The sequence below is a fragment of the Chloroflexota bacterium genome, from assembly GCA_018829775.1.
GTDB lineage: Bacteria > Chloroflexota > Dehalococcoidia > Dehalococcoidales > RBG-16-60-22 > E44-bin89.
Genome location: JAHJTL010000019.1, coordinates 1 through 11979, shown reverse-complemented (window position 1 = coordinate 11979; position 11979 = coordinate 1). Strand labels below are relative to the sequence as shown.

General features: G+C 55.0%; 11 protein-coding genes. 7 read left to right on the top strand and 4 right to left on the bottom strand.

From position 1 onward, the window contains the following. The first annotated feature begins 11 nt into the window (after positions 1–11). From KKD83_02335 to KKD83_02325, 3 genes are read left to right on the top strand one after another with little or no spacing between them, the layout of a single operon-like run. Positions 12–665, top strand: a complete 654-nt coding sequence (locus KKD83_02335) for a corrinoid protein (GenBank protein MBU2534990.1) — start codon at positions 12–14, stop codon at positions 663–665. Between the two features lie 14 nt (positions 666–679). Further along, positions 680–2068 (top strand): monomethylamine:corrinoid methyltransferase, encoded by a 1389-nt coding sequence (locus KKD83_02330; GenBank protein ID MBU2534989.1) that lies wholly within the window; start codon positions 680–682, stop codon positions 2066–2068. Positions 2069–2110: 42 nt separating this feature from the next. Continuing rightward, on the top strand, positions 2111–3496 hold the full coding sequence (locus tag KKD83_02325; protein MBU2534988.1) for a monomethylamine:corrinoid methyltransferase: 1386 nt from the start codon (positions 2111–2113) through the stop codon (positions 3494–3496). 19 nt (positions 3497–3515) lie between these two features. On the opposite strand, the gene KKD83_02320 is transcribed toward KKD83_02325, so the two are convergent. The 3 genes from KKD83_02320 to dapA are packed head-to-tail and all read right to left on the bottom strand — an operon-like array spanning position 3516 to position 6627. Next, on the bottom strand, positions 3516–4583 hold the full coding sequence (locus tag KKD83_02320) for a hypothetical protein (GenBank protein MBU2534987.1): 1068 nt from the start codon (positions 4581–4583) through the stop codon (positions 3516–3518). 13 nt (positions 4584–4596) lie between these two features. Next, positions 4597–5715 (bottom strand): mandelate racemase/muconate lactonizing enzyme family protein, encoded by a 1119-nt coding sequence (locus KKD83_02315; GenBank protein ID MBU2534986.1) that lies wholly within the window; start codon positions 5713–5715, stop codon positions 4597–4599. 18 nt (positions 5716–5733) lie between these two features. After that, positions 5734–6627, bottom strand: a complete 894-nt coding sequence (gene dapA, locus KKD83_02310; protein MBU2534985.1) for a 4-hydroxy-tetrahydrodipicolinate synthase — start codon at positions 6625–6627, stop codon at positions 5734–5736. 141 nt (positions 6628–6768) lie between these two features. Here dapA and KKD83_02305 point away from each other — a divergent pair, with 141 nt between their 5' ends. Next, a complete protein-coding gene (locus tag KKD83_02305) occupies positions 6769–7584 on the top strand; it encodes an alpha/beta hydrolase (GenBank protein ID MBU2534984.1) in 816 nt (271 codons plus the stop codon). Between the two features lie 31 nt (positions 7585–7615). After that, complete coding sequence (locus KKD83_02300) at positions 7616–8758, top strand: aldo/keto reductase (GenBank protein MBU2534983.1); 1143 nt, start codon at positions 7616–7618, stop codon at positions 8756–8758. Between the two features lie 9 nt (positions 8759–8767). Here KKD83_02300 and KKD83_02295 read toward each other — a convergent pair whose 3' ends face one another. After that, positions 8768–9253 (bottom strand): HPP family protein, encoded by a 486-nt coding sequence (locus KKD83_02295; GenBank protein MBU2534982.1) that lies wholly within the window; start codon positions 9251–9253, stop codon positions 8768–8770. Positions 9254–9455: 202 nt separating this feature from the next. On the opposite strand from KKD83_02295, the gene KKD83_02290 reads away from it, so the two are divergent. Next, positions 9456–10517: an isocitrate/isopropylmalate dehydrogenase family protein gene (locus KKD83_02290; GenBank protein MBU2534981.1), complete on the top strand. Its 1062-nt coding sequence runs from the start codon at positions 9456–9458 to the stop codon at positions 10515–10517. A 23-nt stretch (positions 10518–10540) separates the two neighbouring features. Next, positions 10541–11979 (top strand): peptide ABC transporter substrate-binding protein (locus KKD83_02285; GenBank protein ID MBU2534980.1); only part of this gene is annotated, 1439 nt, incomplete at its 3' end.

Sequence of the window (11979 nt, the reverse complement as noted above, 5' to 3'; positions counted from 1 at the left end):
AGGAGTTCATAATGACAGACAAGGCTATTTTTGAACAGTTGTACAATTCCATTATCGCCGGCGACACGGGTGGTCTGGGGCAGGCGATTGGAGAGGCCCTGAAAGAGGGCATCAGACCATCTGATATCATCGAAAAAGGAATGTCGCCGGGTATGAAAGAGGTGGGCGACCGGTTCGCCCGGTATGAGATTTATCTGCCGGAAATGATGATGGCGGCGGAGGCCTGGGAGAGCGCGATGAAAATTCTGGAGCCAAAGCTGCTGGAGTCCGGGGAAGAACGTAAGAAAGTGGGGAAGGTGGTCATCGGCACGGTAAAGGGGGATATCCATTCCATCGGTAAAAATATCGTTGGGGCGATGCTTAAAATGAACGGCTTTGAGGTTTTCGACCTCGGGGTTGATGTCGCCGCTTCTGCCTTTGTTAACAAAGCCGAGGAAGTCGGTGCCGATATCATTGCTGCTTCAGCGCTGATGAGCACCACCATACCGCAGCAGAAGAACATCATTGAGCACCTTGAGGCGCGTGGCGCACGTGGCAAGTACCGCTTCCTGGTCGGTGGCGGCTCGACCACGCAGGAATGGGCCGACAGCATCGGTGCTGACGGATATGGCAGAACCGCCGGTGATGCGGCAACTCTGGCATTGAAGGCGCTCTCGCAAAAGTAGGAAGGAGTCAGTGCATGTTAAGTTTCTGGACGGTTGTGGAGAGGGCGTTAGCCGGCCCGATCTGCACGGAAAGGGATTTTGAACTCAGTATCTTTGTCGCCAATTTGCGCAAAGTAATTGAAAAGTATGGCATTAAATATGACCCCCAGAATCCGGTGCCATCTGATGATGACCTGGCTGACCGCGTCTGGCAGGCGGGGATGGAGTTCATTGCCGAAACCGGCGTCTATTGTGTTGATACCGAACGCCGGATAATTTTCAGTCGAGAGGAAATAGATGGCGCGCTGGCGTCAGGTCCGTGCGGTCGTATCTTCGGCGAGGGAAAAGATACCCGTGTCATGCCCAGGCGGGTACCGGAGGACAAAACACCGCCGTGGTGTTCGGTCGGGCCGACCTCCTCACCGCTTTCATCGGAGTTATACTACGTCAACCTGGTCAAGGCACATGCCGAGAATCCGCTGGGAGATGGCATAACCATACCCTGCTTAACGCAGGTGAACGGACAGCCGATAGTTGGGGGCAGTCCGCTGGGGATAGAGGGCGCCATCAGGGCGGTCCTGCTGACCCGTGAGGGTATGCGCCGTGCCGGGCGTCCGGGGATGCCCATCGTCAATGGCGTCACTACGGCGTCAAGGGCACAGGAGCATATTGCCGCCCATCGATTTGGAATTCGCAAAACGGACGCGCTGGAAATCGGGACCACCCACGAGATGAAGGTTGATTTCGATACCATGAACAAGGTTGCCTATTCTCTGGCCGCCGGAAACCTGATTTTTGCCGAGAACGGAGTCATACTGGGTGGGCTGGCCGGCGGGCCGGCGGGCGTGGCTGTGGTAACGGCCGCCTACAATCCGGTGGACTTGCTGGTTCTGCGCGGCGCCGTGCAGCACCCTTTCCCCACCCATTTCGACCTTGGTGTTACCTCAGCGCGGGACACCGTATGGGCACGGAGCGTGTCCAATCAGGCCATTACTCGAAACAGCACCCTGCCGGTGGTAAACGTCGGCTATTCCGCCGCCGGACCGATGACCAAAATGCTCTTCTATGAGCACTGTGCCTGGGTCATCGCCTCGGTGGTTTCCGGTGGTTCGGTTGAGGTGGGGGCGTCGGCAAGGGGTACCGCCCTCGACTACACCAGCCCTGTGGAGCCTCTTCTGGCCAGTGAAGTAGCTCACGCCGTGGCGGGCATGAGTCGCAGGGAAGCCAATGAAATCGTAAAGGCTCTCCTGGAAAAATATGAATCACAGCTCCGCGAGCCTCCGGTCGGGCAAAAATACCAGGAATGCTGTGATACCGCGACCGGTAAGCCGAAGCAGGAGTTTCTACAGCTATATCGGGAAATCAGGCAGGAAATGACAGACGAATTTGGCATTCGGTTTACCAGTGCCTCGCCTTACCTTTGATTTGAATAGGACAGAATACAAGTAACACAAGGGAGACGGATTATGCTCAGTTTTAATACGGTTGTGGAGAGGGCATTGACCGGCCCGATATGCACGGAAAAGGACTTTGACCTCGGCATTTTCGTGCCCAACCTGCGCAAGGTGATTGAAAAATATGGTATTAAGTATGACCCTCAAAACCCGGTGCCCTCCGATGATGACCTGGCTGACCGTATCTGGCAAGCAGGCATGGAGTTTCTGGTCGAAACCGGCGTTTACTGCCTGGATACCGAAAGACGTATCCTGTTCACGCGGGAAGAGATAGATGGTGCCATCGAGTCGGCACCAAGCAATGTGGTGTACGGGGAGGGGAAAGATGCCCGGTTGATGCCGAGGCGTGTCCCTGAAGATAAGACGCCTCCCTGGTGCTCCGGTTGTGGGGCTGGCCCGGTCTCCACCGAGTGGAACCTTATCAATGTGGTGAAGACGTATGCCGAGGACCCGCTGTCATACGGTATTACCGCTCCTTGTTTAACCAACCTCGATGGCGGAGACCTGGTCGCGGGCAGCCCGCGAGGTGTGGAAGGCGCCATCAGGACGGTGCTTCTGGTGCGTGAGGCGCTGCGCCGGGCGGGACGTCCCGGGATGCCGGTGGTCAATGAGGTGGCCTCGGCGGTACGGGCGACGGAGCATATCGCCGGCCATGCCTTCGGCAATCCGAAGACCGATGTCCTGGAAATCGGCACCATTCATGAGCTGAAGGTCGACTTTGACGCCCTGAACAAAGTGGCTTACTGCCAGGCCGTGGGGAACCTGACCTTTGCGGAGAACGGCGTGATTCTGGGCGGCTACGCCGGTGGCCCGGCGGGGGTGGCGGTGGTGTGTGCTGCCTACCATCCGGTTGACCTGCTGGTTATACGCGGCGTGGTACAGCACCCGCTGGCGGTTCCCATCGAAGGAGGCACCACATCCACCCGAGGAATCATCTGGGCCCGGAGCGCGGGTATTCAGGCAGCAACCCGAAACAGCCCGCTGCCCATCGTTGCCCCCGGCTATACCTCGGCCGGACCGATGACCGAAATGTGCTACCAGGAATTCGCTGCCTGGGTGATAGCGACTGTGGTATCCGGCGGCTCCGTGGAGGTTGGGCCTCCCTCAAAAGGTATTATGGAGGACTACAGTGACCCCCTGGAAAACATTTTCAGCAACGCCGTAGCTTATGCGGCCGCAGGCATGAGCCGGAAAGAGGCCAACAAGATTGTAGCCGCGCTGCTGGCAAATTACGAAGACAAACTGCAGGACCCACCGTTGGGTAAGAAATTGCCGGACTATTTCGATATCGCTTCCGGAAGGCCGAACAAAGAATGTATCGAATTCTACCGGAAGATGAGGCAAAAATTTTCCGAGCAGTTCGGCCTCAAACTGCCGCTTACCTCGCCTTATCTATAATGTACCTGGCGGGTTTTCCTTAGGATGGCGCAACGAAGGTCAGGATGCGTTTGGGGTTCTCCTCGGTAATGGCGCGGATGACCTCCTCGGACATGCCCTTGGCGCGCATCCAGGGGATGACATTTTCCGGAATATGGGCGTAGCCGGGTCCCCCATAGACCGTGAGCCTTGATTTCATTGCCGTGTCCGTAGCGATGAGGACCTGGTTCAGGTAGCCCAGCTCGATAAGGCGGATAATGTAATTGACGCGCTGGGCATCATTGGGGATATCGAACACGCCGTAGCGCGTCGGATAATAGCCTTCCATGGAGAAGCAGTCGAACTCAAGGCAGCAACCGGCCTTGGCGATTTCCACCATGGTCTCGAAGGAGTAGGCGGTGCGGTCAATGTGCTCGATAACCACCCGGCTCATATCGGCACCGGCTTTTTTGATGATATCAATAATCTGAAGCGGTGACTCGTCAAGTCGACCGGGATGGATGGTCAGTCCCGCGCCGGTGGCCCGCTGTGCCCGGACCGAAGCCCGCAGCGATTTTATCTCGATCTCGTGGAGCGGCCAGGAGTCAGCGCCAATCTCACCGATGATGCCGGCACAGATACCATCAGTCCCTGCCATGATATCATTGATGATTTCCTGGCAAATCTCATCCTCGGATTTTCTGGTCAGCACTTCAGCGCAGCCCGAGTCCATCGTATAGTAGCCGGTGCCCATGATGATATTGAGGCCGGTGGAGCGAGCGATGCGGGTCATGGCGTGCGGGTCCTGTCCGATTCCCCAGTTGGTCACGTCGACCACGCTCTTTCCTCCCGCCAACTTGAAACGCATAATCTCTTCGATTGCCAGTTCTTCATCGTCAAGCAGTAGATTGTCCCGGTTCTCGAAGAGGTGGAAGCGTATCCAGCCCGCCATATCAGGCGTCATCGGCCTTTCCGCCATGGTCCTGGCGGTAACACTCTCCTCCATCAGTTTAAAACGCACGGTCAAATCAAGGAGAAGGTGCTCGTGAGGTGTGGTTAACCCCAGCTCATCACCATCAATCAGTCCCAGCACCGTCTGCACTTTCCCGGCAAGTTTTTTCTCCATCATGCACCCCTTCTTTTTAATTAACTCGATAGCGTTCTATCGTCTCTTCATTCAGTTCGATGCCCAGGCCCGGCCCGTAAGGTACGGCAACACAGCCCTCGGCGTCAACCTCCATTTTTCCCCTGGTCACTTCCCATCGGAGCGGGCTCTCGGACACGCAGTACTCCAGGATGAAGGTGCTTTTACGGGCTGCCAGAAAGTGAAGGCTGGCAGCAAGGTTAATATCGGAGGTCCAGTGGTGATTGACCACCTTCAGCCCCCTGTCTTCAGCCAAATCAGCAACCCGCATCGACTCGGTAATGCCATTGCGGACAAGGTCAATCTGCACGATGTGGATGCCACCGCGCTCAATCAGGTCTCTGAAGGCATATCTGCCCGCTTCTCCCTCACCGGCGGCAATCGGTATTCGGGAAACGCCGGCCAGTTGCCGGTATCCGTCAACGTTGTCCCGGGCGAGCGGCTCTTCCAGCCAGAAGAGATTGTAGTCCTCGAACTGCTGGGCGCGCTTGATGGCGGTGGCGGTGTCCCAGCAGCAGCCGGCATCGACCATTACGCTGCACTTATCGCCGACTCCTTGTCTAGCACCCTCGACCAGCTCTAGGTCTAGCTTCTCGCTCTGCCCCATCGGGTGCCAGCCGAACTTGACCGCGGTGAAACCTTTGCCCGCCCACTTTTTCCCCGCTTCTGCGGTCTCCTGTCCATTGCTGCCGAAGAGGGTGCTGGCATAGGCACGTACCTTGGTGTGCAACGGACCGCCGAGCAATCGATACACCGGCTGGTTGTAGTATTTGCCGGCAATATCCCAGAGCGCGATATCGATACCTCCGATGGTATGGAGGACGACGCCGCTTCGACCGTAGTCAAAACTGGCCTCATACATTCGGTCGTTGAGACGGCGGATTTCCAGCGGGTTCTCGCCGATAATGACACTGGCGAGGCCGGAGATGGGACTGAAGCCCGGTGGAGCATCGATGGTTGCCTTGACCACCGCAGGACAGGAGTCGACCTCACCGATACCGACAATGCCCTCATCGGTATGGACTTTCACAATCAGCGTCTGGCGGACGGTTAAGCGCGGCCCGACGTATGATTCAGGAAGGCGCAGTTCAATGCCTTCAACTCCCGTGATTTTCATAATAATTATGCTTCTTTCCTATAGCAGTCCGGCGTATTGCAGTGTCTTTTTAATCTCTTCTTTTTCCGCGTTGTCCACCGGCACTATGGGGCTGCGAGCCGGCCCGGCCGGTCTGCCGAGCATATTGACCGCCTCTTTCACCGGGGCGGGGAAATTCTGGGGCACGCTTATGGCGCGAGCAAGGGGCAGCAGCTTGAAAAAGATGTCCAGCGATTTCTCCTTCTCTTTCTGCTGCATCGCCTGAAAGAGGTCGACCACCATCCGCGGTGCGATATTGGCCAGCGCCAGGATGGCACCATGGCAGCCGAGGGCGAAGCAGGGCAGAGTAATATCGTCGCCGCCGTTCAGAATCGACATTTTATCACCGACCCTTCGCATAACCTCGGCAAAATAGCTCAGGTTGCCGCTGCTGTCCTTCAACGCTTGGATGTTGCCTATTTTAGCCAGCTTTTCCAGTGTCTCGGGCGCAATCTCAACCTGGGTGTGCGGCGGGATGTTATAGAGGCAGATGGGGATGTCTACCGCTTCCGCGATGGTGGCATAATGTTGATATAAACCCTCCTGATTGGGTATCTCGTAAAACGGGGTCACAATCATGACCGAATCGGCGCCGGCGCTTTTGGCTTCCCTGGAGCGTTCGATAACCTCCCGGGTACTGGTGGCACCGGTACCGGCCATGATGGGAACTCGGCCACCGGCCGCTTTTACCGTTGCCTCAATTACCTTCACGCACTCCTCCCGGGTCAGAGTAGCGGCTTCACCGGTGCTGCCGAGACACATGATCTGACTCACGCCGTTTTCAACCAGAAAATCCACATTCTTCTTTAAGCCATCCAGGTTCAAATCTCCACTCTTGGTAAAAGGGGTCAGCATTGCCGGGATAATTCCATTGAAACTCATCGTGTTGCCCATGGTTTTTCCTCCTGATGATATAAAATTTGGTTTGTCAGCGTAAAAGTCAAATAATTATAGCATTTCTGTCAATTTTCCTCATTTATAAACTCAGGGAAAAGCGTGATATAATACACAGATACCCGAAAGGAGGTTTGGAGAATGCCGGATATCAAGGCTAATGGCGTCAGAATTCGCTATGAGGAGCGAGGTTCAGGAACGGCCATGGTCTGGGCGCATGGGCTTGGTGGGATCTGGCAGGAGTGGGGAAGAGTAATGGAATTCTTTCAGGACAGCTACCGGGTGGTCGCCTATGATGCTAGGGGCCACGGACAATCAGAAAAACCGGATAAGTCAGAAGCATACTCTCAGGACATCATGGTTGAGGATATGCGTGGCCTAATGGATGCACTTGACATAAACAAGGCCATCGTTGGTGGGCATTCCATGGGGGCGAATGTAGCGCTCAACTTCGCCTTCCGCTACCCCGGACGATGTGTCGGTCTCATCCCCGTGGGTATCGGGTCCGGTTCCTCAGACCGCGAGTGGTGGGGGGAATGGTGGGAGCATCTGGCGGACACCGCGGAAAAGGAAGGAATCGGTGCCTATGTAGAGGAAATGCAGAAGTTACCTGCCTGGGGTACTGCTTTTGCCGACCCCATAATGGGAAAGCCGCTTATCCAGGCTGAACTCACTAACTCACCGATAGCCATAGCCAATATAATCCGGGGGATACAGAGAAAACGTACCAGCATCTTCGAACTGGCGCCCAAACTGGAACAACTGTCGGTGGAAACCTTGGTGGTGATGAGTGACGGTGATACACCGGTGGTGGAGTGCTCACGTTTCATGGTGGAGCATATTCCCAAAGCCGCACTGGAGGTTATCCCGGTCAGAAGCCACTGGACTCATCTCGAGGCACCGGAACGGTTTCTGGAGGTGATAGACCAATACGTAAGGCGTCTGAAAGAAGATTGAAAACCGCGTATTCATGTTTTGAGGTGGTTTTATGATATACAGAAAGCTGGGTAGAACTGGCCTTGACGTCGGAATTGTGGGGCTGGGGTTGGAATACCTTGAGTTCGAGCCGGAAAAAACGGTTGTATCCGTGGTGCACGAAGCAATCGACAATGGCGTGAACTATATCGACCTGTTCATGGCGTCGCCCGGGATACGTGACAATTTCGGCAAAGCTTTGAAAAATAAGAGGCAGAAGGTGATTATTGCCGGGCATATCGGGACAGTTATGCGGGACGGTAAGTACAGCCGGTCAAGGGACAACACCGAATGTCAGACGTTCTTTGATGACCTCCTGACCAGGCTGAGGACTGACTATGTTGATGTGCTCATGCTCCATTTTGTGGACAGACGGGAAGATTACGAGCGCGTTTTTAGCTCTGGAGGACTGCTGGACTTGGCGCAGAAGCTGAAACAGCAGGGTAAAGCCCGTTTTATCGGCATGAGCAGCCATAATGTACCCACCTCTTTACAGGCGGTGAATAGCGGTTACATCGACGTGTTGATGTTTTCGTTAAACCCGGCTTTTGACACCCTGCCCGAAGAGGTTGTGCCCGACGTATCATTGAAGGAAATCCTGGACCGCCAGCCGCCTTTTGCGATTGATGAGGCTGTGTCGGCGCGCCAGGCCCTGTACCATGCCTGCGCAGCGCAGAATGTTGCCGTGGTGGCCATGAAACCTTATGCCGCCGGGGTGCTGTTTCGAGAAAATCCAAGCTCAATTATATTGACACCCATCCAGTGCCTGAGCTATGCCCTTTCGCAGCCGGCGGTCTGCACGGTGGTGCCGGGATGCAAAAATGTGTCAGAAATGCAGGCCGCACTGGCCTTTCTTGAGGCCACCGATGAAGAGAAAGACTTCAGTGCCATCGACAGCAATCCCATGTGGAAATTAAAGGGCAACTGCATGTACTGCAACCACTGCCTGCCCTGCCCGGTCAGTATCGACATCGGAACGCTAACTAAAATAGTGGATACCGCCGATTTTAGCATGGGTGGTACCGTGGTGGCTGAGTATGAGGCACTGTCGGTAAAAGCTTCAGCCTGTACGGAGTGCGGCGTCTGTATGGAACGCTGCCCTTTCGGCGTTGACGTAATCGCCAATATGAATCGGGCCGTGGAAATCTTCGAATAGGGCTACCGGCTAGGTCAGGTCTTTCAGAAACTTCTTGGAGAAGCGGTGTGCCAGCGAGAGCGCAATGCTGCTGGTCAGAACGGCTACCATGACGCTGACGGAAAAGCCGGTGATGGCCACCCCAAGTGCCGTGCCGCCGGCGGGAGGATGCTCCGCATCGAGGGCTACCATGAGAAAAATGGTTGCCCCCACGGCCAGTGAATAGACGAGAATCGCGATGATGGCAGTTGGGTGCGGGATAAAGGCAAAGGCGGAACCGCAGAGAAAACCGATGATATGCCCGCCGATTACCCGCCGCGGAGCCGCGGTGATATTGCGGGGCATGGTGAAAACGATAAAAGCGGTGGCACCAATGGAGGCAATAACCACCGCATGCTCCCGGTTCAGCAAGAGGAGGATGATGAAAATAACTGCCGTAGCCAGAAGGCTCTGGTAGATATAGTTGAGCCATAATCGTTTGAACTCGCGGCGTATGCGGTAAAGTCGCCTTCTCACTGAATCCCAGAAGCCAAAATGCATAGGTTCATTCACCTCATTTAAACCTAGATTATAATACCGCATGAGTGCCTCTGTATACCAATTTGGGGCCGTCTCAGCAGCATATCAGGCATCAAAGTAGGCAGAGGTAAAGCGTATATGCTACACTAATTAGTTGTTATCCGATTGATAACATCTCAATCTTAAACAGGGGGTATGAATGACCAGACGAGTATGCGTAGTGAAGGGAGATGATGCGGCGCCGGAGGTGATCGTGCCCACGGTTCAGATTCTGGAAGGAATGAACCTTGACATAGAATTTATCCGGATAGAGACCGGCGATGAAGCAGTCGCCAAATATGGCACCAGCTTTCCGGAATCGGCGAAAAAGATGCTTGATGGCACTGACTGTGCCATTATGGGTTCCACCCGCGACCTGAGGGGCGTACATGGCTACCTGCGGTGGGGCAAGAAGTGTTTTGCCAATATCCGTCCGACGAAATACGTGCCGGGCCTGCGAAGTCCGCTGAAAAATCCTGAAGGTATCGATTTTATTATCCTGCGAGAGAATACCGAAGGGCTTTACCCCGGCTGGGAAGGTGATATCGCACAGCTAGCACCATTGAAGCTGAAGAATGATATGCTGGGTGTGATGCTGGACACCACCCCGAAAGGTAAATTCGCCGTTAAAGTAAACACGGAAGCGATAACCAGAGATATATGTCAGTTTGCCTGCGAACTGGCTATGAAGCGAAAGGCCAAGGGCGGCAGAGGAATAGTAACCGTGTCCAGCAAGTACAATGTGCTGACGCAGGTGGATGAGATGTTCCGCCGCATCGCTGAGGAAACGGTCAAACAGTACCCCGAGCTGACGTTCAGCCAGCTGATAATTGACAACTGTGCCCAGCAGCTGGTCATCAACCCGCAGCAGTTCGATGTGCTGGTTATGGGCAATCAGCATGGCGACATTCTGGCGGACGAAGCGTCGGCACTTATCGGTGGGCTGGGGCTGACGCCAAATGCCTGTGTTGGCAAGGAATTTGCCTACTTCGGCTCGGTACACGGCACGGCGCCCGATATCGCCGGTAAGAACATCATCAATCCCACCGCCATGCTCCTGGCCGGCGGTATGCTTCTGGAACATCTCGGCTATGAGAAAGAGGCAGCCCGCCTGGAGACAGCGGTATACAAGGTCTACCAGGACGGTAAATACCTCACCCGGGACCAGGGGGGAAGCGCTTCCACCACCGATTTTTGCGAAGCGGTTAAGGGCAACCTGTAATAAAATGTAAATCGGTGCGAGATATGAAACATAAAATCTATGTCCTTTTTACTACTATAATGCTGGGCAGCCTGCTTCTGGTGGGCTGCCAGCGCGGCCCGGACACGACACTGAATCTCTACGATATCGACCCGATTACCCTCGACCCGGCGGTCTCCGGGGAGATGATTTCGCATGAATATATCCAGCAGATTTACAACGGGCTGGTGCGCCTCGGTGAAAATTTGGAGCCGTCCCCGGATATTGCCGAGCGCTGGGAGGTGAGTCCGGACGGGCGCACCTATACTTTCTACCTGCGCGAAGATGTCAAGTTCCAGGATGGTCGGAAGGTCGACGCTCATGACGTCAAGTATTCACTGGAGCGCGCCTGCCGTCCTGCCACCGGGTCATTGACCGCGGCTACCTACCTGGGGGACATTGTCGGCGTCAGGGAGGTGTTGGCTGGTCAAACGGAGGAAATAAGCGGCATCAAGGTCGTTGATGATTATACACTCCAGATAACCATTGACACCCCTAAATCCTATTTTCTGTCCAAGATGACCTATCCGGTAGCATTTGTGGTGGACAGAAATGAGGCAGAGCTGGGTGGAGAGTGGTGGCGGGAGCCCAATGGCACTGGCCCATTTCAACTGAAGACGTGGGAGGAGGAAAATCTGCTCGTTCTGGAAAGGAACGACCATTACTACGAAGAAAAAGCCAAGGTTGGCAAGGTGGTTTTTCAGCTGTGGGGTGGTGTGCCGATGAATATGTATGAAGTCGGGGAAATCGATGCCACCGATGCCAATATCAATTATGTTGATAAGGTTACCGACCCAGCCGGCAACTTTTACCAGGAACTGCAGATTGTACCGGAGCTGAGCTTCAGCTACATCGGCTTCAATCAAACCAGGCCGCCGTTCGACGATGCCAACCTGAGACGTGCCTTCAGCATGGCACTGGACAAGGACAAGCTGGTTTCGCTGGTCTTCAAGGAAATGATGGAGCGGGCCGATGGCATTCTGCCGCCGGGCATTCCCGGCTTCAATGAAGACCTGAAAGGGCTGGAATTCGATATCGAGAAGGCGAGAGAACTTATTGCCAGCTCCAGTTATGGCAGCGTGGACAACCTGCCGCCGATTACGGTGACGACGATGGGCTGGGGAGGATTGATATCGAGCAGCCTGGAAGCGATTGTCCACGAGTGGCGGCAGAACCTGGGCGTGGAGGTCACGGTCAGGCAGTTGGAGCCGGAACAGTTCCTCTACCACCTGAAGGAAGAAAAGGACGAATTATATCATATGGGCTGGGTAGCCGACTATCCCCACCCCCAGAACTTCCTCGAAATCCTGTTCCGGACCGGCGGGGACAATAACGCCGGCGAGTACAGCAACCCTGAAGTGGACGATATTCTGGACCGGGCGGGTGTTGAGCTTGATTATGAAACCAGCCTGACGCTTTACCAGCAGGCCGAGCAGATGATGGT